This window comes from Glutamicibacter sp. BW77 (assembly GCF_002332285.1).
GTDB classification, from domain to species: domain Bacteria; phylum Actinomycetota; class Actinomycetes; order Actinomycetales; family Micrococcaceae; genus Glutamicibacter; species Glutamicibacter bergerei.
On record NZ_NRGT01000073.1, the window covers coordinates 164469 to 186644 of the forward strand.

The following is a 22176-nucleotide window of genomic DNA, read 5'->3' on the forward strand; positions in this document are numbered from 1 at the left end:
TTGAGCGATCAGGTCAACGCACCAGTAGCCGTTATCGTCCTCGCCGCAGGCGCAGGAACCCGGATGAAATCGGCTAAGCCGAAGATCATGCACGAAATTGCAGGTCGTTCAATGATTTCTCACGCATTGCACGCCGCTTCCGCGCTGGAACCGAAGAGCTTGGTCGCCGTGGTGCGTCACCAACGTGACCTCGTTGCAGCTCATATCGTTGAGCAGTTCCCAAGCATCACCATCGCCGATCAGGATGACATTCCTGGCACCGGCCGTGCTGTGCAGCAGGGCCTCGACGCAGTAGATCCAGACCTCGAAGGCACCGTCGTCGTGACCTATGGTGATGTGCCATTGCTCACCAGTGAAGTGCTGGCAGGCCTCGTGGTCACCCACGAAGCGAGCGGTAACGCTGTCACCGTGTTGACCACCGAGCTGGATGACCCATCGGGTTACGGTCGAATCTTGCGTGATGAGAACGGTGAAGTTTCCGGGATCCGCGAGCAGAAGGATGCCAACGAGGCTGAACTTGCGGTCAAGGAAATCAACTCCGGTATTTATGCCTTTGATGCAGCCATGCTGCGTTCGGCGCTGACCGAGGTCACCACCGACAACGCGCAGGGCGAAATGTACCTGACCGATGTACTGGCCATTGCCCGTGCCCGCGGTGGCCGAGTCGCGTCCTCGCAGATTGCCGACCGCTGGCAGATCGAGGGAGCGAACGATCGCGTTCAGGTTTCCAACCTGGCCCGCATCTACAACGAGCGCAAGACCGAATCCTGGATGCGCCAAGGTGTGACCATCATTGACCCGGCGACCACGTGGATCGACGCCACGGTCATCATCGGCCAAGATGTCACTCTGAAGCCAGGTACCCAGCTACACGGCGAAACCATCATCGGCAGCAACGCCGTGGTTGGTCCAGACACCACCTTGACCAACGTGGTTGTTGGCCAGAACGCTACGGTCAAGCGCACCGACGCTACTGACTCGCGGATCTCCGAAGGCGCCAGCGTTGGTCCCTTCGCTTACCTGCGTCCCGGAACCGACTTGGGTCCGGACGGCAAGATTGGCGCTTTCTACGAAACCAAGAACGTGACCATTGGTCGCGGCTCTAAGCTCTCGCACCTGGGTTATGCCGGGGATGCTGAAATCGGTGAGTACACCAATATTGGGTGTGGCAATATCACCGCAAACTACGACGGTGAAAAGAAGCACCGAACCAAGATTGGTTCACATGTACGCACCAGCTCGAACACCGTGTTCATCGCACCGGTGGAACTCGGGGACGGCGCATACACCGGTGCTGGTGCCATCGTCCGTAAAAACGTCCCGGCTGGCGCACTAGCGTTGTCCGTGGCTCCGCAGCGGAACACCGAAGGTTGGACGCTGGAAAAGCGTCCAGGCACCCCTTCGGCCGATGCCGCATTCAAGTCCTCGTTGAATAACTCGGCTTCCGAATAATTCAATCGAGGAATTCATTTCCTCAGACCACCTCATACGTGCTAGCGAAGCGAGCGAGAAAGCAAACCCCATGAGTGAAATCAGCCATAATGTCGATAAAAAGCTGGTCCTGGCCACCGGCCGGGCACACCCGGAACTAGCAGCAGAAGTTGCTAAGGAACTGGACACCGAACTGCTCCCGCTGAACGCCTACGACTTCGCTAACGGCGAGATCTATGTGCGTTCGGACGAGTCGGTACGTGGCAAGGAAGTCTTCTTGCTGCAGTCCTACCCAGCCCCACTAAACAATTGGCTGATGGAACAGCTGATCATGATTGATTCGATGAAGCGTGCCTCGGCGCGTCGTATCACCGTGGTTGCACCGTTCTACCCATACGCTCGTCAGGACAAGAAGGGCCGTGGCCGCGAGCCAATCTCGGCTCGTCTGGTAGCGGACCTGTTCAAGACCGCTGGTGCCGACCGTATTATTTCTTGCGATCTGCACACCGCGCAGATCCAGGGCTTCTTTGATGGTCCGGTGGACCACCTATTCGCCTTCCCACTGTTGGCGGACTACATCCGTGACCGTGTCGGCGATGACCCAATCACCGTGGTCTCACCAGACACCGGTCGTGTGCGTGTGGCTGAGCAGTGGGCCGAACGCCTCGGCGGCGCCCCACTAGCATTCGTGCACAAGTCCCGTGACTTGACCGTGCCTAATATGGCCGAGTCCAAGACCGTAGTAGGCCAGGTTGCCGGCCGTACCGCGGTACTGATCGATGACATGATCGACACCGGTGGAACCATTGCAGGCGCAGTGCGCGTGTTGAAGGAAGCCGGCGCGAAGGATGTCATCATCGCGGCGACTCACGCAGTCTTCTCAGACCCTGCCGCGCAGCGTCTGGCCGAGTGCGGTGCCACCGAAGTTGTGGTCACCAATACCCTGCCAATCCCAGAAGAGAAGCGCTTCGCAAACCTCACGGTTCTTTCGATCGCTCCGATGTTGGCACGCGCCATCTCCGAGGTCTTCCACGAGGGTTCTGTCACGAACCTATTCGACGGTCGCGCCTAGTAGTTCTCGTTTCGCAAGCTAATGGCCGGCACCTTCGGGTGCCGGCCATTGGTCATTTAACGGGATTCTGAAAACACTGATTCCCGGCGGTCATTCCGTGATGATCGGGCTAACTGGCCGCGAGAAAAATAAAATGGTCGTCGGCGGAGAAAAGGTGTTCGTCGGTGCATCGGTAACCGCGTAACCACTGTTGGTCATCGACTGTACGAAGATAAAATCCTTTGGGGAATTCATCGTCGCCTAGTGCCACAGAAGCTACCGTGAGCGAGCTATTCGGAGCTTTCCCAACGTTGAGCACGCTGTGCTTAGACATGGGCTGGTTCGTATAGGCCAGGCGCAAATATGGGCCCGCGGTTACCGGGCACAAACTCAGATGATGACGCTGTGCGGCAGAAAAAACCTCAGACAAGGATGCTCCGTCGTTCAAGCCCAGATCCGCGAGCCTGCGGATGGCAAAGTGCTTCACTATCGGAGCTTGCACGTTATTGAATACCGGATGCAGCACTAATTGGTTGGCAAAGTCGTTAAGCTGAATTCCTCGGTCGCGTAATTTAGATTTCAGTGCGCTCCGGCTCAAACCGCCAATAGCGACCGTATGCAGACTAGCGTTCATCTGATCTCCCCGTTTTGGCTAATGCGCCACCACAAGTAAGTTACTGACCGGCTTCGGTGAGGGCCAAGGCGTAGGAAGCCGCCAGTAGCTCGCGCAATGCTTCCAAATTTACTTTGGACAAGCGGCCTAGATAAAGGCATGCCTTGCTGGCCTTGTGCGGGCCAAGCGCGCCAAGAAGCTCGGGCCATTTTACCGCGAAATCACTTTGCAGATAAATAGTGTGTTTTGCAGAGCCTGGCGCAAATGCCATCAACGGGGCGTGTCCACTATGTCCGCTGTCGTAACGGTATTCGTAGTCACCGAAGCCGATGATGCGCTCCGCCCAGACGACCGGGGGTAAGCCAGTGATTTCCTGGAAGAGTGCCAGTAGCTGCTCGGCTTCGTCACGACGTGTGCCCGGGGCACGGGAGAGTACCTCGGCAACGGGCATTTCGGACGGTGACATCGCTGGTTGTTTGACGCTCATTTGTACTCCTTTATATCGGATGGCTTGACGCCACCGAAGAATGATCTTTCGTGCCACACTACCGGGCATTGTTGCTAACGCCGCCGGGGTCTTTCAGGGTTGTGGCGTAGGGTACAGATTTTTTACTCTCGCCCGCTTGCTGGTAGAATTTCTACTTGTGCTCAGGCGAGGGAATCATCATTTTTGATGTGACCGTTATCGACAAGGCCGGAAAAGCTCTTTCATCTCCAGATGATGGATGCTTCCCAGGTCCACGCAGGGCGTAAAAAGAAGCATTCAATCACTATAAGGAGATTCATCATGGCATCTGTCAACCTTGACGCCGTAGTTCGTTCCGATTTCGGCAAGGGCGCAGCCCGTCAGGCTCGTCGCGACGGCCTGATCCCAGCAGTAATCTACGGTGCAGGCTCCGAGCCACAGCACATCTTGCTGCCAATCCACGAGACCACCTTGGCTATCCGTGACCGCGGCGTTGAGCTGGTTCTGAACATCGATGGCAAGGAAGTTAAGACCTCCATCAAGGACATCCAGATCCACGCAATCAACCGCACCGTTGATCACATGGACCTACTGATCGCTGCGTAAGTTCGGTCTTCGGAGCGAATACAGCTTTTAGTAGCTAAAACATATGAGTAGTGATACTTGGCTGGTAGCCGGGCTCGGGAATCCTGGGCCCGGCTACGCTGGCAATAGACACAATGTCGGGCAGATGGTGCTCGACGAATTGGCCAAACGCGTCGGGTCGAAATTTAAGACGCATCCATCGCGTGCCCAGATCATTCAGGGACGAATAAACGTTGGTGGACCACGTGTGGTGCTGGCCAAACCTATGACCTACATGAACCTTTCCGGTGGCCCGGTTGCGAATCTTGCAAAATTTTTCGGCATCGGTGTCGAGAATTTGATCGTGGTGCACGATGAAATCGACATTGCTTTTGACACCGTCAAGCTCAAGCGAGGCGGGGGAGAAGGCGGCCACAACGGACTGCGCGATATCTCTAAAGCCATGGGCTCTAAAGACTACTTGCGAGTTCGCGCAGGTGTTGGACGGCCTACCGGTCGTATGGATACTGCCGACTGGGTCTTGCAAGACTTCTCCAAATCAGAGAAACAAAATTTGCCTTTCCTGATCGATAATTCGGCTGACGCCGTCGAACTGTTGATTTCCTCCGGTTTAGAAACCGCACAGGGCAAATTTCACACTTCGTAAAGTTAACTTAGACACAGCGCCCGTGCACTTCCCCTAGTGGGCAGTGCACCGGGCGCTGTTCTTTTTGGATGAGGCATTGCTTACTAAGGGCAAACTTAGATGAGATTCGAGATCTAGAGTGGAATAATTAGCTAATGTACCCATTGCCTAATCGCCAAATCTGAGCGGGCAAATCATATCCATCACCTCGGAGGACCAAGTGCACACGGTAATCGGTCACCCAGAAGCAACCGAGGCGCTCTCTCTTTCAGAGGTTGAGCGCATCAAAGCAGACTTCGAAATCCTGGAGCACCAAGTCAACGGCACGGATCTCGTATATCTGGATTCTGGAGCGACGAGCCAAAAGCCTCGTTGTGTTTACGAAGCCGAACAGCACTACTACGAGAATGCCAACTCTGCGGTGCATCGTGGGGCTCATAGCCTTGCGGTGGAAGCCACCGATATTTTTGAACAGGCCCGTGAAACGGTAGCGAAGTTCATCGGTGCGCGCAGCAATGAACTGGTGTGGACCTCCAACGCCACCGAAGCGTTAAATCTCATCTCGTACTCCATGTCCAACGCGTCGCTCGGCCGCGGTGGGGACGAAGCACAGCGCTTCCGTTTAGGGGCCGGCGATGAAATTTTAGTCACCGAACTTGAACACCACGCAAACCTCATCCCCTGGCAGGAACTGGCTTTTCGCACCGGAGCAACGCTGCGTTACGTCCCCGTCGATGAACAGGGCGCACTACGCTACGAGATGCTTGATGAACTAATCAACAGCAAGACCAAGCTGGTGGCCTTCACCCACGTATCGAACGTGTTGGGCACCATCACCGATGTAGCACGATTTGTTTCCGCCGCTAAAGCGGTCGGCGCATTGACTGTATTGGACGGGTGCCAGTCGGTCCCGCATATGCCGATCGATGTGAAATCTTTGGACGTAGACTTCATGGCGTTCTCCGGTCACAAGATGCTAGGCCCCACAGGCATCGGCGCCTTGTATGGCCGTGCTGAACTATTGGACGCTATGCCACCGTTCCTCACCGGTGGTTCGATGATCACCGTCGTTGATATGGAACATGCAGAATTCCTCCCCTCTCCGCAGCGTTTCGAAGCAGGAACCCAGCGTGTGGCACAGGCTCACGGATTGGCTACCGCCGCCAGCTACCTGGATGAGGTCGGCATGGATCGCATTGCCAGCTGGGAAGAACACCTCGGCGCGATGCTCTTTGAAGGACTCTCCAACATCGAGGGAGTCCGCGTTTTTGGACCCTCAGACATTGCACGTATTGGCACGGTGCCTTTTGAAGTGATCGGAGTGCACCCGCATGATGTGGGGCAATACCTGGATTCGCGCGGTATCGCGGTGCGTGTGGGACACCATTGCGCCCAGCCGTTGCACCGAGCCTTAGGCGTTTCGGCTACAACTCGTGCGAGCACCTACCTTTACAACACCGAGCAAGACATTACCGCACTGATCGAGGCAGTTGCCTCCGTGCGTGAATACTTTGGAGTCTAAATGAATGAATTAGATCAGCTGTACCAGCAAGTAATTCTCGATCACGCCAAGAGGCGCATTGGGTCACCTCTGGTGGACCCTGCCGCCGGTGAGCTGCATGGTGAATCGCACCAGCACAACCCAATCTGCGGTGACCAGATTCGAGTCCGGGTGGCAGTCGGCGAAAATGATCATTTCACCGCGATGAGTTGGGAAGGCGACGGCTGTTCGATCTCTATGGCTTCCGCCTCGGTGCTCAGCGAGATGCTTCCGGAACTTACCAAAGACGAGTTTTTGGACAAGCTGGAAGTCTTCCGTGAAATGATGCGTTCGCGTGGGGCCATGGTGCCCGATGAAGAGGTGCTCGAAGACGCTGCGGCCTTTGTGGGGGTCTCTAAATTCCCTGCACGAGTCAAGTGCGCAATGCTCGCTTGGGTTGCGGCAGAGGCCGCTATGCTCGGTGCAAGCGCCTAAACAGGCCAAGACCTAGCAACTTAGTATTTAAAATAAAACGGCTTGGGCCTTCACTTGTGTGAAGGCCCAAGCCGTTTTCGTAGTCAGTGGGTTATTTGTCGTCCGACTGATAAACATCAGGAATGCCGTCTTGGTCATCATCACGCGATTCTCGCGCGGCGATCTCCTTATAGCGGCGGTTACGTGGAACCAACCAGATGGCACCTAGGATCGCGGCTAAAAATGAACCGGCCAAAATCGCGACCTTCGCATGCTCGTAATGCGCCGACTCCAAGCCGAATGATAGCTCGGAGACCAACAACGAGACGGTGAAACCGATACCGGCCAGCAGCGTCACCCCGAAGAGGTCACCCCATCGTGCGTCCTTATCCAACGAAGCCTTAGTGAACTTGGTCAAGAGCCAGGTAGAGCCCATGATGCCTATCGGCTTGCCGAAGATCAGGCCCAAGACAATTCCCCAGAAGACTGGATCTGTTAGTAACCCTCCGCTGCCCTTGTCGGGAGAAATGACGGTGACTCCGGCGGCGAAGAAGGCGAAGATGGGGATACAGAAGCCCGAGGACAATGGTCGGAATCGGTGTTCAAAGCGTTCGGCTAGACCTATTCCTTCGCGACCATCGGTGCGTTTCACCGGCACACAGAAGCCCAAAACTACACCGGCAATTGTTGCGTGAATACCCGAACCAAAGACGAAGATCCAGGTCAAAATGCCCAGCGGCAACAGGATCAGCCATGCGGCCCAGGCTCGCTTTGCGAAGAACTTGCCAAGGTAACGGGCAAGAATCGTGAAGAGAATAATCGGAATGATGGCCAGCCCGAGGTATTCAAATTTCAGGTCATCGGTGAAAACAAAGGCGATAATGACGATCGCGATCAGGTCATCGACCACGGCGAGAGTCAGCAGGAAAATACGCAGGGAGGCTGGTAGCGCCGAACCGATTACCGCGAGGACCGCGACGGCAAAGGCAATATCCGTTGCCGTGGGAATAGCCCAGCCACGAAGTAGCTCGGTGCCTCCGCCGGACCCGGCGGCAATGGCCACGAAGATCAGTGCCGGAACTAAAACACCGCCAAAGGCAGCGGCCACTGGAACGGCAGCGGTTTTGATGTTGTGCAGGTCGCCAATGGCGAATTCTTTCTTCAACTCCAAACCGGTCAGGAAGAAGAACACCGCTAAGAGGGCGTCCGCGGCCCAGTGGCCGATGGAGAGATTCAGATCCACACCGAATAAGGTGGGTCCGAAGTGGAAATCACGCAACGCAAAATAAGAATCTCGCATTGGAGTGTTGGCCCAGATCAGGGCCAGGATTGCACCGGCAATGAGAACCATGCCGCCGACTGTTTCTTTGCGTAGGATATCTCCGATACGCACAGATTCTTTGTAACTTGGGCGCGAAAACAGGTTCTTTGGCGAACCCGAAGATGGCGTTTGAGTCATAGCTAAACTCGCTTACTTCGTTAAATGACAAATTGTTCGCCGACCAGACTTCCCGGCACACCTCAGTTCCACCCTAACGTGAAAAGTGGTTGGAACCACAAATCCCGGGCCAATGCATCTTCACACTGTCCCGGGAATTTGTGCTGAACTACGGCTTGCTTACTTAGACAGCCATTCGTTGACCTGTGCGGCCTGCATGTTCAGTGCCTTGCCCAGGTAGGGCTCGGCTGCCGAAGCAATTTTGCCGCCAATGAAGGGAATCGACGAAGAAACTTTCGCATCAATTGCGAAGTTGGTGCTCTCGCCTGCCGCTTTTAAAGATTCAGTTCCGGAAACAGTCACCGGGACACCTGCCACGGTGATCTTCACTGTCGCCGAACGGTTTCCTGCAGCATCCGGTGCGCTCCACTGCTCAACCTGCGTGACGTCGATGGAGGCACCAACAAACTTGCGGGCGAAGTCTGGTACGCGGTCGGTGGGTAGCGCACGGACCGTGGTCAGGGTAAATGCCCCTGCGGTGTCACCGTCCACGGTGAAGCTGCTTAAGCTGCCCTTGGCGAGCGAGGTGAGGTGCTCGGCGAAACCACGGTCGGCTAGGGTCGCAATGACCTGGTCCGCGCGGTGGGCGATCTGCGTGCTTGCGTTCAATGCCATGAATGCGAATCCCAATCTAAAAAGGTTCGGCGGTCGTGCGGAACATACTTAGGTTCCGTGCCGTTTCTGGTCGGTATTAACCCTATCTGCTCTCACCGGTTAGGTAGGCTAGGAAGGCAACATAAAACAACATATTGGCATTGCGCCGACCGCGGAAAGATTTTGCGGTTGCTGTTTGTGGTGCGCCACGTAGCTGTTTTGCCTTCAGTGAGAGGAACTTTTGCAACATGAGCCTATCCGGACTTCATGATTTCCTGCGCGAGGAACCGTCATTTAGGCGAATCCAGCAAAGCGCCTCCCAACCCTTCGCAATGCGTAGCGAAGAATTAGAGATTGCTGCGCCGCAGGGCATGCGCGCCATTCTTGGGGCGCACGCAACCGAAGGACTTATCGCGGGGAACAACCACGCGGTGATGCTCATTGTCACGGCCACGGGACGCGAAGCAGAAGAAGTGTCGGCCTCACTGAGCGCCTATATGCCACAATCTCAGATCGCCGAGTTCCCCTCCTGGGAGACTTTGCCGCATGAACGGCTCTCACCACGCAGCGATACGGTGGGACGTCGATTGGAGGTTTTACGTAGGCTCAACGATCAAGACCCGGACCTGAAGGTCATCATCGCCCCCATTCGCGCCGTACTCCAGCCCTTGGTGGCCGGACTCGGCCAGCTGCGTCCGGTGCTGCTGGAACTAGACGCCGAGCCGGGTTTCGAAAAAGTCATCCGGGATTTGGCGGCGGCCGCCTATGCACGCGTGGATATGGTGACCCACCGTGGCGAATTTGCCGTACGCGGTGGCATTATCGATGTGTTCCCGCCGACGCTCGAGCATCCGATACGTATCGATTTCTTCGGTGAACAAATCGACTCCATGCGCTACTTCTCTATCGCTGATCAACGTTCGCTAGATGGCGCGGGCCCAACAAAAATTATTGCTACCCCCTGCCGTGAAATGCTGATCACCCCACAGGTGATGGGCCGTGCGGCAAACCTAAAAGCACATTTCCCAGCGGCCACCGAGATGCTCACTAAAATTGCCGGCGGTATCGCGGTAGAGGGAATGGAATCGTTGGCCCCGTTGCTGGTCGATGAAATGGTCCCACTGCTGTCATTACTTCCACAGTCCTCCATTGCCTTGGTAATGGAACCCGAGCGCGTGCGCACCCGTGCCCACGACCTCAATGAGACTAACGCCGAGTTCCTCGCCGCCGCCTGGGCTTCGGCTTCCGATGGGGCTGCCGCGCCTTTAGATTTAAGTACCGCCGAGTCGGGGCGCAAGCTCGCATCCGGTGATTTTGCGTCACTTGCGCAAACAGTGGAAAATGCCAAAAACGCGCAGGTCTCCTGGTGGTCATTAACCTCATTGGGTGCCGATGAGGATCTGGACCTGGGCGCGGCAATAATCCGCGTCGAGGCACGCGAACCGCGCGGTTACCAAGGTGATGTCGAGGCGATGATGGAATTCATCTCCGGCCGCATCAAAGACCAATGGCGGATTGTTGTTGCCACCGAAGGTCCAGGCCCGGCGGCCCGGCTCTCCGAGCTATTCCAGGAATACCAGATCCCTGCGCACCGGGTAGAACTGCTCACTGAAGCCCCCACCGCCGGCCTGATCGAAATCACCCAGGCTACCGCCGGACGCGGGTTCGTCTTCGAAGCACTGAAATTTGGGTTGCTCACCGAGGCCGACCTGCTAGGCCGCTCCAGTGCCTACGGAAACCGTAAAACCCGTAAGCTCAGTGCCAAGCGCAAGCGTAACGCCGTGGACCCGCTGTCGTTGCAGACCGGGGACTACATCGTGCATGAACAGCACGGTATCGGTAAGTTCGTGGAATTGGTCGCCCGTAAGGTCTCAGGTTCGTCCAAGGATTCAAAGCGCGAATACCTGGTGGTGGAATACGCGCCGTCCAAACGTGGGGCACCGGGGGACCGACTCTTTGTCCCCATGGAACAGCTGGATCTCATTACCCGATATGTGGGTGGTGAAGCCCCGAGCATGTCCAAGATGGGTGGTTCAGATTGGGCGAGCACTAAGTCCAAGGCGCGCAAGGCGGTCAAGGAGATCGCCGGGGATCTGATCAAGCTGTATTCGGCGCGTATGGCCAGCCGTGGTCACGCCTTTGGTCCGGACACCCCGTGGCAGAACGAGCTGGAAGAAGCTTTCGCCTATGTCGAAACCCCGGACCAGCTGACGGCTATTAATGAAGTTAAGCAGGATATGGAACGCGAGGTCCCGATGGACCGGCTCATCTCCGGCGACGTCGGCTTCGGCAAAACCGAAATTGCGGTGCGTGCGGCGTTTAAGGCAGTACAGGATTCAAAACAGGTTGCCATCTTGGTACCCACCACGCTGCTTGCCTCACAGCACCACCAAACATTCACTGAAAGGTACTCGGGTTTCCCACTGCGCGTACGCACTCTTTCACGTTTCCAAACCGCCAAGGAATCCAAGGAAATCCTTGCCGGACTTAAGGACGGTTCGGTAGACATCGTCATCGGTACCCACCGGTTGCTGTCCAAGACCGTGCAGTTTAAGAACCTTGGGTTGGTGATTATCGATGAGGAACAGCGCTTCGGTGTAGAGCACAAGGAAGAGCTGAAAAAGATGCGCACCAACGTGGACGTGTTGGCCATGAGCGCCACCCCGATTCCGCGCACCCTAGAAATGAGCCTTACCGGCATCCGTGAAACCTCCACGCTTGCCACCCCGCCCGAAGAACGCCATCCGGTGCTCACCTTCGTCGGGCCACGTAGCGACAAGCAGATTTCTGCGGCTATTAAGCGCGAGCTGATGCGTGATGGCCAGGTGTTCTTTGTGCACAACCGGGTATCGTCCATCGACCGTGTTGCCGCCGAACTGCGCGAGCTGGTTCCCGAGGCACGCGTTGAGGTGGCTCACGGCAAAATGAGCGAAACACGGTTGGAACGGATCATCCAGGATTTCTGGGAGAAGAAATTTGACGTGCTGGTGTCCACCACCATCATCGAGACCGGGCTGGATATTTCTAACGCCAACACGTTGATTGTGGACCGGGCGAATAACTATGGCTTGTCCCAGCTGCATCAGTTGCGCGGCCGTGTGGGACGTGCCCGCGAGCGTGCCTACGCCTACTTCCTCTGGGACGTGGAGAAGCCATTGGGGGAGGTAGCGTTGGAACGGTTGAAAGCCGTCGCGGCGCACAACGAACTAGGCTCCGGCTACCAGCTGGCCATGAAGGATCTGGAGTTGCGTGGGGCGGGCAATATGCTCGGTGGCGAACAGTCCGGGCATATCGCCGGGGTTGGCTTCGACTTGTACCTGCGTCTTGTCGGCGAGGCCGTCGCAGACTTTAAGGGTGAGGGCGAAGAAGAAGCCACCGAGATGAAGATTGAGCTCCCGGTGAATGCTCACCTGCCGCACGAGTACGTGCCTGGCGAACGCTTGCGGTTAGAGGCCTACCGAAATATTGCCGCCGCCGAAAGTACGGAGGCGCTGGCCGAGGTCCAAGAAGAACTCGAAGATCGCTACGGCAAGCTTCCGCAGCCGGTAGAGAATCTGATGCGGGTGGCGGCGTTACGCGTGCGTGCCAGGGCCTTGGGGTTGCGTGATATTCAGCAGATCGGTAACCATATCAAGGTGTCCCCGGCGAAGATTGAGGATCTTCCGGCCAGCCGTCAGGTTCGTTTGGAGCGTCTCTACCCGGGCTCCGTCAACAAGCCTGCGCTCAACGCGATCTTCATTCCGAAGCCGCGCACCTCTCCTGTGGGTGGAAAGGACCTAGCGGACGAAGCAATCCTTGAATGGGCCGAGCGTCTGCTCTACGGGATCTTCGAACCTGCTCCGGCGGTGCAGGGCAACGCTAAGTAGCCGGTGGCGGGTGCCGATTAAATGGTGCCCGCCAGTTCCTTGGCGTAGTCATGTACCGGGCGTCCATAAAGGCTGAGGGTGGGCGCCAGCGTCTGTAAAGCTACACGCAGTGCCTCCTGGTGATCTCCCGCGTCGTGTAGGGCGAGCGCAAGGAACGCCTGAGCATCGCGGTACACGTGGCTTGATGCCTGGATCAATTGCAACAGTTGCACGGCCTGGCCGGTTTCGCCTAAGTTGCGTAGCGTGCTGGCTAGTTGAATACGCGCTTCGTCCAGTTTTTCTGGATCAAGGCCGGTGGCTATCGCCGCCCGGTAGGGTTCCACCGCTTGGGCTTCTTCGCCGAGATAGTCGTGGAGTGAGGCTTGCTCAAAAAGTACCACTGCGTCGCCGGCTGGCCGCTGAGCGAGTAGTTCATCGAGTTCTTCGCGTAGCTTCTGCGAGCTTTTCCCCTTGGCGCTGCGCCAGAAGGCTTCGATCTGTTCATTGAGGGTGCCGATCATAAGTCGAGGCTAGTGCGCGTAATAATCTCGGGCAAGGGCAGAACGCCCGGTTAACGAATTGTGGGGAGGCCTCTCGGCCTCCCCACAATGTTCAAGCGTAAATTACAGGGCAGCGTTTGCTGCGGCTGCCTCTTCGATAGAGTCCGCGCGACCCATCAGGTGCATTGGAATCGCAAAGGCCAAGAAGCACAGCGCGAAGCATGCAATGGTTGGCCACCAAGCGGTCTCCAACGTCCAGTAAGACAGGGCGTAAAGACCGGCTGCGAACATCACCGTGAAGATTAGGGTATTAACGATGTTGCCAACGAGGCGACCTTCACCTGAGTGGGCGGTGTTCTTGCCGTTCGAGTACACTTTTTCTCCTTGAGGAAACGAATGGGTGCGGGATCTTAGTAAGCGGATCCGCTTTGCTCTCCCTCTAGGATAGCAACTCCTGAGCTAGAACCGAGACGTGTTGCGCCGGCAGCAATCATTGCCCGCGCGGTTTCGACGCTGCGCACACCGCCCGAGGCCTTCACTCCGAGATCTGGGCCAACGGTTTGACGCATCAACGCGACATCTTCAACGGTCGCGCCACCGGTAGAGAATCCGGTTGAAGTCTTCACAAAATCGGCTCCGGCGGCCTTCGCTGCCTCGCAAGCCAGCACCTTTGCCTCGTCGGTGAGCAGGCAGGTTTCGATGATGACCTTCAAGATTGCGCCACCCTCATGGGCTGCCTGTGCAATGGCGAAGATCTCGTTGACCAGGGAATCACGATCTCCGCGCAGCGCTGCGGCCACATCGATGACCATGTCGATTTCGTCGGCTCCGTCGGATACCGCGGTGCGGGTTTCAAAGACCTTGGTTGCGGTGGTGGAGGTGCCCAGTGGGAATCCAATGACCGAACAAGTCAACACGTTGGACTCTGCCAGTTCGCGCGAGACCGTTGATACCCACAGTGGGTTGACGCAGACTGATTTAAATTCGTACTTCTTCGCTTCTTCGCAGATCGTGATGATCTGTTCGCGGGAGGCATTCTGCGCTAGCAGGGTGTGGTCAATGTAGCCAGCGATTTCGCGAGCACTTAATTCGGACATCGTGATCCTCTTTTGTTCGTTCGTAGGTTCGGATTAGTTTGTGAGGAATGCTTCAAGTTCAGTCTTGATCGCTTGGCACTGCGCCGTGGCCCGTGCGCGAGCCGCCGGAACGTCGGCCAGATCCTCGGCGTGCTCCACGGTTTCCAGGTAGCATTTCAGTTTTGGTTCGGTTCCCGAGGGGCGCACAATAACGCGTGCGCCGGTGAAGGTGTGTAGCACCATGGCGTTGGTGGCAGGCAGCTTCTCGGTGCCTTGAGAAAGGTCGGTGACCTCGGTAACTTCCGCTCCGGCAAGCTGCGCCGGAGCCTGAGTACGGATCTTTTCCATCAGTACCGGGATCTGCGACAGGTCGGTGAAGCGCATCGAGAGCTGGTCAGTGACATGTACGCCGTGTTTTGCCGCGAGCTCGTCTAACCTGCCCTGGATACTGTTTGAGCCAGCCTTCAGCTCCGCCGCAAGATCTGCGAGAACTAACGCCGCGGACATGCCGTCCTTATCACGCACCAACGAAGGGGCCACCGCGTAGCCCAACGCTTCTTCGTAGCCGAACCCGAGGTTTTCCACGCGCGCGATCCATTTAAATCCGGTGAGCGTTTCCTCATGTTCTCTTCCGCTGTCCTTGGCGATAGCCGCCAACATGCGAGACGAAACGATGGAATTTGCCAACTTCTGCTCGGCCGGGAGGATGCGCGAAAGCTGGTCTCCAAGCAACCATCCGACCTCGTCGCCGCGCAACATCCGCCAAGCGCTACCGTCGTGAATGGCTGCGGCACAACGATCTGCATCCGGGTCATTAGCGATGACCAGATCCGCTCCGAGCTTCCGAGCTAGTTCAAGGGACAAGTCAATGGCCCCTGGCTCCTCTGGGTTAGGGAACTTCACGGTCGGGAAATCTGGATCCGGATGTTCCTGCTCCGGGACCATATGTACGTCGCTGAACCCGGAGTTGAGCAGTGCTAAACGCATGGTGTGCCCGCCGACGCCGTGCATCGCGGTGACTACCACCTTCAAGTTCTTTCGCGCGGCGGCAAGCGAACCATCGGCGCGCGGAATGACGTTGCCGATTGAATCGAGGTAGGACGCTTCGATGTCGCGATCCTCTGCGGCCCCCGGCAGTACCGTCCAGCCCGAGTCGACGCGTTTAATGTCCGCTACGGGTTGATCTGCATCGATCAACGCGGCGATCTGTGCGTCGATGGGGGAGACGATCTGTGCGCCGCGGCCCACCTCGTCGGCGACCTTTCCTCCGACGTAGACCTTATAACCGTTATCACGCGGCGGATTGTGGCTGGCAGTGACCATGACGCCGGCTTCGGCTCCAAAGGTGCGCACTGCCCACGCCAATACGGGTGTTGGCAGAGCCGAGGGCATCAGCAAAACCTCAAATCCGGCCGCGGTAAACACCGCAGCCGAATCCGTGGCGAACACATCCGAGTTATAACGTGCGTCAAAACCGATCACCACCTTAGGGGTGTACTCCCCGGCGGCACGCTCGGACAAAAAGCGGGAGATTCCGGCGGCGGTGCGCATCACCACTACCCGGTTCATCCGCATTGGGCCGGCACCAAGCTCGGCTCGCAACCCGGCGGTACCGAATTCGAGTACTCCGCTGAAACGATCGGCTAGATCTTCCAGGGCAGGTCCATCGCCGGACTCAACGGTGGAGATCAGTGCACGAAGCTCTTGAGCGGTGGCCGGATCAGGATCCTGAGCGGCCCAGTCGGCTGCCTGCGCGAGGAGTTGGTTTTTCTCGGTTTGATTCATCGTTTTCCTTGGCTCTACAGGTGAAAGTGTTTCTCGCCTAGAGGCGGGCGATGATTTGTGCCAGTAGTTTGGAGATGCGTGGCCCGGCGGTCTGACCGGCTTCAATGACCTCTTCATGGCTTAGCGGGATGGGGCTAATACCGGCAGCCAAATTAGTGACCAAAGAAATACCGAAAATTTCCATTCCAGCGTGGCGGGCAGCAATGGCTTCCAACGCGGTGGACATGCCTACCAGATCGGCGCCAATGGTTTTGGCATACTGCACCTCTGCCGGGGTTTCGTAATGTGGGCCGGTGAACTGTGCGTAGACGCCCTCGTCCAGAGTTGGGTCAACTTCACGAGCCACCTCGCGTAGACGCGAAGAATATAGGTCGGTTAGATCCACAAATGTGGCGCCTTCCAACGGAGAAGTCGCCGTGAGGTTGATGTGATCTGAGATCAGGACCGGGGTGCCCGGGGTCCAATTCGGGTTCAGCCCACCGCAACCGTTGGTCAGCACCAGTTGGGTGCAACCGGCGGCAGCTGCGGTACGGATAGGGTGCACTACCGAACGCACACCGCGTCCCTCGTAGTAGTGGGTGCGCGCGCCAAGTACGAGAATGCGCTTGCCCGATTCGGTCAGAATCGAGGAAATAGTGCCGCGGTGGCCAGGTACCGCCGCAGCGTGGAAGCCAGGGATGGTGGTGGCATCGAGTGTGTGGGTTCGCTCGCCAATTAGCTCAGCGGCTTCGCCCCAGCCGGAGCCGAGGACCAGAGCAATGTCGTGCTTTTCGACATTAGTTTGCTCGGCAATTACCTGGGCGGCCTGTGCCGCCAACGCCTGTGGGTCATTTTGCATATCATTCACGTGAAATACGCTACCGGTAGGTAGCCCCTTTGTCAGGTGGAACCCGTGGCAAATGGAGGAAATTCACTCGATCGTGATGTGCGCAAAAGCTGTGCATGGGGAACAATGGAAAATGTGAGCGCAGATCCTAGGAATAAAGCAACCCGTTTAGTAATCCTCGGTGGTGGACCAGGTGGCTATGAAGCTGCCATGGGAGCCGCCCAACTAGGTGCCAATGTCACTGTGGTGGAACGTGCAGGGATGGGTGGTTCGGCGGTTCTAACCGACGTCGTGCCGTCAAAAACCCTCATTGCCACCGCTGACGCGGTACGCCGTGTACAGCACGCGGAAACCTTCGGTGTCCACATCGAGGGGATCGATGACGCGCAAACCGACTTCTCGGTGGTCAACCACCGATTGCTGGAACTTGCCAAGGAGCAGTCCAGTGACATCCGTACCGGCCTAGAACGTGCCGGAGTGCGTATTGTGGTCGGCGAAGGCCGTCTCCTAGACCGTAAAAACATCGCCGTAAGTCACCCTGATGGTTCGGAACAGACCATCCAAGCAGACGCAATCCTGTTGGCCGTCGGTGCCCATCCGCGTGAACTTCCTACCGCCAAACCAGATGGCGAGCGTATCTTCAACTGGACTCAGATTTATAACATGAACGAGGTGCCAGAGCACCTGATCGTCGTTGGTTCCGGTGTCACCGGTGCCGAGTTCGCTTCCGCCTACAATCTTCTTGGCGCCAAGGTGACCTTAGTCTCCTCGCGTGATCGTGTGCTTCCGGGCGAAGACGCAGATGCCGCGGCGGTACTTGAAGACACCTTTAAAGAAAACGGTGTCAACGTTGTCTCGCAGGCTCGCGCCGAGGGTGTTGAGCGTAAGGGCGATAAGGTCTTCGTTTCGCTGGCAGACGGACGAGTGCTTGAAGGAAGCCACTGCTTGATTGCAGTTGGCGGTATCCCTAACACCGAAGGTCTGGGACTAGAAGAAGTTGGCGTGCAGTTGACTGATTCTGGCCATATCAAGGTTGATGGCGTTTCGCGCACCACCGTGACCAACATTTACTCTGCCGGTGACTGCACCGGAGTCTTCGCACTGGCCTCGGTAGCGGCTATGCAGGGGCGTATCGCCGTAGCTCACTTGCTAGGTGACTCGGTGAAGCCACTGGATTTGAATCTGGTCTCCTCGAACGTCTTTACCTCGCCGGAAATTGCCACTGTTGGTGTTTCCCAGCGTGCAGTAGCTGAAGGTAAATACCAGGCCAACATCATCAAGGTAGATCTGAACACGAACGCTCGTGCGAAGATGATGAACGTTGAAAAGGGCTTCGTGAAAATCGTTTCACGCAAGGGTTCGGGAACCGTTATTGGTGGCGTTGTCGTTGCACCACGTGCCAGTGAGCTCATCTTCTCGCTCGCGCTCGCCGTGCAAAATAGCTTGCACGTAGACGATGTCGCGGAAACCTTCTCGGTTTACCCATCCTTGTCAGGTTCGTTGGCCGAAGCTGCTCGACGGTTGCACCGCCGCATGTAGCTTTACCCGTTCCGAGCAAAAGCCGGGCTTCCTGATTTTGATCGGGAAGCTCGGCTTTTTCGGTTTTTAGGTTCTATGGTGTTCCGCGTTGCTAGCCACGGACGGATTTGAAACAACTTTTGCGAATCACCTCACAGGAAGTTCTATCTTTGGTACAAGTGCCGCAGAGATCTAGGTTCATTAGTCTCATTATTTGGAAGCGCTTTTTCTGCAGGTCAGTGTCCGAACTCAGGTTCAAAATGACTTGATGGAAGAAATGTGTCCGAATGTTGGACACAAATATCCACATGCTGGTCAGTTCGACGTACCATTATGAAGTCATAAACGAGCCTTTATTCGCATCTTAGAAGGAGCCGCCAGCATGTCGCAGGCTAACCAGACAGTAGCGCCAAAGGAAAACACCAGAGGTCGCGTGCTGTTCGCCAGCATGATCGGCACCACCGTCGAATTCTTCGACTTTTATGCTTACGCCACCGCGTCGGTATTGGTTTTCCCTACGCTGTTCTTCCCTAACGCAACGCCGATTAACGCAATCTTGTCCTCCTTTGCCATCTTTGGTGTGGCATTCGTTGCGCGTCCGCTTGGCTCCATAATCTTCGGCCACTACGGCGACAGGTTGGGACGTAAGGGAACTCTGGTTGCGTCATTGCTATTGATGGGTATCGCTACCTTCCTGATGGGCTTCCTACCTGCTGCGCAGGGGCACTGGACGGTCCTCGCTCCTCTGGCTTTGGTGATTTTGCGATTCGCTCAAGGACTGGCGCTTGGTGGTGAATGGTCTGGCGCGGCATTGCTTGCGACGGAGAACGCTCCAAAGAATAAGAGAGCTATCTACGGCACCTTCCCACAATTGGGGGCACCGGTCGGCTTTATTCTTTCTAACCTGATCTTCGTGGTCCTGCAGACCACCCTGACCGCAGAACAGTTCTTAGCATGGGGCTGGCGCGTACCGTTCTACTTCTCCGCTGTCATGGTGATCATTGGCCTGTGGGTACGTTTGAAGCTCGTTGAATCCTTGTCATTCCAGAAGGTACTTAACGAGAAGAAGGTCGTAAAGTCACCTTTCTCGGTCACGATGAAACATCACTGGCGTCCAACTCTGGCCGGTACCTTCATCATGTTGGCCACCTACGTGCTGTTCTACCTAATGACCTCGTTCACCCTGACATACGGCACTACAGCATCATCCGTTGAACAAGGGCAGGCTACTGCGAAAGCGGCCGGCAAAACCTTTAACGCTGAAGGATTCGTTCCAGGTCTGGGAATTGACCGCCCGACCTTCCTCACCATGCTGATTATCGGCGTCGTATTCTTCGGTATTTTCACTATGGTTTCGGGACCGTTGGCCGAGAAATATGGCCGTCGCAAGTTCTTGATTTGGGTTACCATTGGAATTCTAATTTTCGGTTTAGCCTGGACGCTATTCTTCGGCCCTGGACAGGCCGCAGCGATGGCAGGTCTGATTGTCGGTTTCACCCTCATGGGTCTGACCTTCGGTCCGATGGCCTCGTACTTGCCGGAGCTTTTTCCCTCCAACGTGCGTTACACCGGATCCGCGGTTGCTTACAACCTGTCCTCGGTCATTGGTGCAGCCCCGGCTTCATTCGTGGCAATCGCATTGTGGAGCGCTGGAAATGGCAGCACGACGGGCGTGGGCATCTACCTGGCAATTGCCGCTGTGCTCACCTTGGTGGCACTGTTCCTTACCCGCGATACTAAAGATGTAGATATGGAAGAATTCGTCGAGTAATAACGGCTGAAAAATCTTCAAGATGGCGTGTAAGGCAGTCCGCAAGGATTCGCATTACACGCCATCTTTCATTTGTCCTGGGCGTGGCTAGAGGGCAAAACGGCTGCTGCGGGTCTGCCTCCGGTTCAGAGAATTTCGTGAACGAAAATTTCATTCACTATCAACCGCAGGTTCGAACTTATATCCAGGGCTGATAGCCGAACAGGTTGTTTTAGGTGGGGGAGAAGGGACCCGGCCATATTTTCGTTCGGGTTAGAAACCTAGAACCAGTAACGTACGCAACGATGAAATACCCGAAACAAGCCGCCCGCGCTGGCTTTAGCCAGCAACAGGGTTCTAAAGGGATCGGGCATATAAGTGAACGAAAATTTCATTCACTTATGCCAGCTTTCAGTATCCAGCCAGAGCCTAAACGTTCTGACGCTGACGGAGTTTTTCGTTCACTCAAAGTACAGATCTAGAGAATCAGCAATCAACCCACGGGTCTTATCCGGCGCAACAACGGTGACTTCACATTGAATTGCGGTTCTGCGGGTGCAAGACGCTTTGACGACACGCGAAAGTGGTCCTTCAAATTCCATATTTATGTGCTTGACAACGTCGGATATGTTACTGTCAATGGAAAAATTGTTACACCGGAGATAAGGCTACTAACACGTGACAAACGCAATTCGGGCTTTTGGTTGGCTCGTTCCCTGGTTCTTTCTCGTTAGCGTCATCGTGTTAATTGTGATGCTCTTTGTTAGCCGATTTTCGAAGCGGCCAAACAAACGAGACGTTCGGGAAACCCTGGGTTTATGGTGCTTAGCTTGCTGGTATATCGGTGTCGTCATGATTACCATCATTCCCAACGGTGGAAGTGCTCCGATTCAATTCGAAGGAGAGGACAGGGCAAGATTCTCATTAGTTCCCCTTGATGGATGGTTTGACCAGTATGGCCTGAATCTAACTGCTGTACGAGAATCCGCGCTCAACGCGATTCTTTTTGTACCTGGCATGATTCTTACCTTGTGGTTCACAAAAATGAGAACCAGTGCCGCATTCATCTTTCTTATCGGATTCGGTGGGCTCATCGAGATTTCTCAGTTACTCACGAACTGGGGACGTGCGCTCACCGTAACTGACATCATTATGTACTCTCTGGGGACCGTGTTTGGCTGGGGGATCTGCGGAAGCCATGTCAAGAGGCGTACTTTAGACAAGCCACTTTCGACCAAACGAATATTCTCCAAGTCTCACTAAAATGCAAGGGTTCCAAATCAAAGGGAAGCTGGTGGGCTGCATATCCAAAACACCAAAATCCACTTTCGCCGTACTCTGTGTTATTGGTGATCGACAAAAACTTTGCGGACTAAAATGAACGACACTCCCGCAAATGCCATGGCGACAAACGAAACTATTGATCCTTGTATGAGTAGATTAAAACTTTCCACGACTCCCGCGGATTCAATAATTAGAACCAGCACGCCAGCAAGTGCGCAAGCATAACCAGCTTTGAGTGCTGTCGAGTCATCGAGTAGTCGACTTATGAAAGCGCCCCCAAATATCGAAGATATTGGCAATACAGCAATCAGCGAAATCGAAGCGTTAAAGCAGTAATAACCGGCGATAACAGCAAGCGGCCCCGCCAACGCGCACAAAAGAGCATGCTGCTTGGCTATTAGTGCGGGTGCACTGTTTCCATCATTCTTCGAAAGCGAAAAAATCTTGGCTAACATCCAAACGCCGCAGCTAGCAAGAAGCCCGAGCCCTGGCGCCCACCAATTAACCGTTGTGCTCATGGATGCAGCTACGCCGAAGGCAACCAAAAATAATGGCATCGATGGTAAAGATGTTATATCTCTGCATCGTAGATCTTTTAGCATGATGTCATCCTAGCTTTAAGTCTTCTTATAGGAATAGAAATCGTCTCCAAGGGCCAGGAAACGAACCTGTTTCGCATTTGAAAGTTGTTTGCGCACACGAGGCTGGCGGTTGCCTTGCGAAACAATCTTGGTGCGACGTACAGTCTGAAGAGAAATATAAGGCCTCATATTTA

20 protein-coding genes are annotated in these 22176 nt (G+C 55.7%); 10 read left to right on the top strand and 10 right to left on the bottom strand.

Annotation, left to right across the window (positions count from 1 at the left end; genetic code table 11):
* On the top strand, positions 1-1452 hold the full coding sequence (gene glmU / locus CIK74_RS13140) for a bifunctional UDP-N-acetylglucosamine diphosphorylase/glucosamine-1-phosphate N-acetyltransferase GlmU (RefSeq protein ID WP_096256645.1): 1452 nt from the start codon (positions 1-3) through the stop codon (positions 1450-1452).
* A 70-nt stretch (positions 1453-1522) separates the two neighbouring features.
* On the top strand, positions 1523-2503 hold the full coding sequence (locus CIK74_RS13145; protein WP_096256646.1) for a ribose-phosphate diphosphokinase: 981 nt from the start codon (positions 1523-1525) through the stop codon (positions 2501-2503).
* Positions 2504-2612: 109 nt separating this feature from the next.
* Here the strand turns inward: CIK74_RS13145 and CIK74_RS13150 are convergent, their stop codons facing one another.
* Together CIK74_RS13150 and CIK74_RS13155 are read right to left on the bottom strand one after the other, a co-directional pair.
* Positions 2613-3116, bottom strand: a complete 504-nt coding sequence (locus CIK74_RS13150; RefSeq protein WP_096256647.1) for a hypothetical protein — start codon at positions 3114-3116, stop codon at positions 2613-2615.
* Positions 3117-3156: 40 nt separating this feature from the next.
* Entirely contained in the window at positions 3157-3582 is a 426-nt protein-coding gene (locus CIK74_RS13155; protein WP_096256648.1) for a DUF1801 domain-containing protein, read from the bottom strand.
* Positions 3583-3882: 300 nt separating this feature from the next.
* On the opposite strand from CIK74_RS13155, the gene CIK74_RS13160 reads away from it, so the two are divergent.
* From CIK74_RS13160 to sufU, 4 genes are all read left to right on the top strand, one after another.
* A complete protein-coding gene (locus CIK74_RS13160) occupies positions 3883-4167 on the top strand; it encodes a 50S ribosomal protein L25 (RefSeq protein WP_096256649.1) in 285 nt (94 codons plus the stop codon).
* A 43-nt stretch (positions 4168-4210) separates the two neighbouring features.
* Entirely contained in the window at positions 4211-4792 is a 582-nt protein-coding gene (gene pth / locus CIK74_RS13165; RefSeq protein WP_096256650.1) for an aminoacyl-tRNA hydrolase, read from the top strand.
* 199 nt (positions 4793-4991) lie between these two features.
* A complete protein-coding gene (locus CIK74_RS13170) occupies positions 4992-6293 on the top strand; it encodes a SufS family cysteine desulfurase (protein WP_275542575.1) in 1302 nt (433 codons plus the stop codon).
* Positions 6294-6746, top strand: a complete 453-nt coding sequence (gene sufU, locus CIK74_RS13175) for a Fe-S cluster assembly sulfur transfer protein SufU (RefSeq protein ID WP_096256651.1) — start codon at positions 6294-6296, stop codon at positions 6744-6746.
* Positions 6747-6837: 91 nt separating this feature from the next.
* Here the strand turns inward: sufU and nhaA are convergent, their stop codons facing one another.
* Entirely contained in the window at positions 6838-8184 is a 1347-nt protein-coding gene (nhaA, locus tag CIK74_RS13180) for a Na+/H+ antiporter NhaA (protein WP_096256652.1), read from the bottom strand.
* Between the two features lie 159 nt (positions 8185-8343).
* Positions 8344-8838, bottom strand: a complete 495-nt coding sequence (locus CIK74_RS13185) for a DUF2505 domain-containing protein (protein ID WP_096256653.1) — start codon at positions 8836-8838, stop codon at positions 8344-8346.
* 227 nt (positions 8839-9065) lie between these two features.
* On the opposite strand from CIK74_RS13185, the gene mfd reads away from it, so the two are divergent.
* Positions 9066-12683, top strand: coding sequence for a transcription-repair coupling factor (gene mfd, locus CIK74_RS13190; protein WP_096256654.1), 3618 nt, complete (start codon positions 9066-9068; stop codon positions 12681-12683).
* A 17-nt stretch (positions 12684-12700) separates the two neighbouring features.
* Here the strand turns inward: mfd and CIK74_RS13195 are convergent, their stop codons facing one another.
* From CIK74_RS13195 to CIK74_RS13215, 5 genes are all read right to left on the bottom strand, one after another.
* Positions 12701-13183 carry a tetratricopeptide repeat protein gene (locus CIK74_RS13195; RefSeq protein WP_096256655.1) on the bottom strand — a complete coding sequence of 161 codons (483 nt, stop codon included), beginning with the start codon at positions 13181-13183 and terminating at the stop codon, positions 12701-12703.
* Positions 13184-13285: 102 nt separating this feature from the next.
* Positions 13286-13537 (bottom strand): hypothetical protein, encoded by a 252-nt coding sequence (locus CIK74_RS13200; protein WP_096256656.1) that lies wholly within the window; start codon positions 13535-13537, stop codon positions 13286-13288.
* A 35-nt stretch (positions 13538-13572) separates the two neighbouring features.
* A complete protein-coding gene (gene deoC, locus CIK74_RS13205) occupies positions 13573-14259 on the bottom strand; it encodes a deoxyribose-phosphate aldolase (RefSeq protein ID WP_096256657.1) in 687 nt (228 codons plus the stop codon).
* A gap of 33 nt (positions 14260-14292) precedes the next feature.
* Positions 14293-16023, bottom strand: a complete 1731-nt coding sequence (locus CIK74_RS13210; protein ID WP_096256658.1) for a phospho-sugar mutase — start codon at positions 16021-16023, stop codon at positions 14293-14295.
* A gap of 37 nt (positions 16024-16060) precedes the next feature.
* On the bottom strand, positions 16061-16861 hold the full coding sequence (locus CIK74_RS13215; protein ID WP_096256659.1) for a purine-nucleoside phosphorylase: 801 nt from the start codon (positions 16859-16861) through the stop codon (positions 16061-16063).
* A 114-nt stretch (positions 16862-16975) separates the two neighbouring features.
* Between CIK74_RS13215 and CIK74_RS13220 the strand changes: the two genes are divergently transcribed.
* The 3 genes from CIK74_RS13220 to CIK74_RS13230 all read left to right on the top strand — a co-directional run bounded on the left by CIK74_RS13220 (position 16976) and on the right by CIK74_RS13230 (position 21380).
* Positions 16976-18388, top strand: a complete 1413-nt coding sequence (locus CIK74_RS13220) for an NAD(P)H-quinone dehydrogenase (protein ID WP_096256660.1) — start codon at positions 16976-16978, stop codon at positions 18386-18388.
* Between the two features lie 361 nt (positions 18389-18749).
* On the top strand, positions 18750-20138 hold the full coding sequence (locus CIK74_RS13225; RefSeq protein WP_096256661.1) for an MFS transporter: 1389 nt from the start codon (positions 18750-18752) through the stop codon (positions 20136-20138).
* A gap of 657 nt (positions 20139-20795) precedes the next feature.
* Positions 20796-21380 (top strand): VanZ family protein, encoded by a 585-nt coding sequence (locus CIK74_RS13230; RefSeq protein WP_096256662.1) that lies wholly within the window; start codon positions 20796-20798, stop codon positions 21378-21380.
* Positions 21381-21460: 80 nt separating this feature from the next.
* Here the strand turns inward: CIK74_RS13230 and CIK74_RS13235 are convergent, their stop codons facing one another.
* The gene (locus CIK74_RS13235; protein WP_141392958.1) at positions 21461-22003 is read right to left on the bottom strand and encodes a hypothetical protein; all 543 of its coding nucleotides are present in this window, start codon (positions 22001-22003) and stop codon (positions 21461-21463) included.
* Positions 22004-22176 lie beyond the last annotated feature (173 nt).

Excerpts from the sequence above, each read along its gene's own strand:
- CIK74_RS13145 (WP_096256646.1), top strand. The coding sequence starts at position 1,523 with ATGAGTGAAATCAGCCATAATGTCGATAAAAAGCTGGTCCTGGCCACC.
- CIK74_RS13150 (WP_096256647.1), bottom strand. The coding sequence starts at position 3,116 with ATGAACGCTAGTCTGCATACGGTCGCTATTGGCGGTTTGAGCCGGAGC.
- CIK74_RS13155 (WP_096256648.1), bottom strand. The coding sequence starts at position 3,582 with ATGAGCGTCAAACAACCAGCGATGTCACCGTCCGAAATGCCCGTTGCC.
- CIK74_RS13160 (WP_096256649.1), top strand. The coding sequence starts at position 3,883 with ATGGCATCTGTCAACCTTGACGCCGTAGTTCGTTCCGATTTCGGCAAG.
- pth (WP_096256650.1), top strand. The coding sequence starts at position 4,211 with ATGAGTAGTGATACTTGGCTGGTAGCCGGGCTCGGGAATCCTGGGCCC.
- sufU (WP_096256651.1), top strand. The coding sequence starts at position 6,294 with ATGAATGAATTAGATCAGCTGTACCAGCAAGTAATTCTCGATCACGCC.
- nhaA (WP_096256652.1), bottom strand. The coding sequence starts at position 8,184 with ATGACTCAAACGCCATCTTCGGGTTCGCCAAAGAACCTGTTTTCGCGC.
- CIK74_RS13185 (WP_096256653.1), bottom strand. The coding sequence starts at position 8,838 with ATGGCATTGAACGCAAGCACGCAGATCGCCCACCGCGCGGACCAGGTC.
- mfd (WP_096256654.1), top strand. The coding sequence starts at position 9,066 with ATGAGCCTATCCGGACTTCATGATTTCCTGCGCGAGGAACCGTCATTT.
- CIK74_RS13195 (WP_096256655.1), bottom strand. The coding sequence starts at position 13,183 with ATGATCGGCACCCTCAATGAACAGATCGAAGCCTTCTGGCGCAGCGCC.
- deoC (WP_096256657.1), bottom strand. The coding sequence starts at position 14,259 with ATGTCCGAATTAAGTGCTCGCGAAATCGCTGGCTACATTGACCACACC.
- CIK74_RS13210 (WP_096256658.1), bottom strand. The coding sequence starts at position 16,023 with ATGAATCAAACCGAGAAAAACCAACTCCTCGCGCAGGCAGCCGACTGG.
- CIK74_RS13215 (WP_096256659.1), bottom strand. The coding sequence starts at position 16,861 with ATGCAAAATGACCCACAGGCGTTGGCGGCACAGGCCGCCCAGGTAATT.
- CIK74_RS13220 (WP_096256660.1), top strand. The coding sequence starts at position 16,976 with ATGGAAAATGTGAGCGCAGATCCTAGGAATAAAGCAACCCGTTTAGTA.
- CIK74_RS13225 (WP_096256661.1), top strand. The coding sequence starts at position 18,750 with ATGTCGCAGGCTAACCAGACAGTAGCGCCAAAGGAAAACACCAGAGGT.
- CIK74_RS13235 (WP_141392958.1), bottom strand. The coding sequence starts at position 22,003 with ATGCTAAAAGATCTACGATGCAGAGATATAACATCTTTACCATCGATG.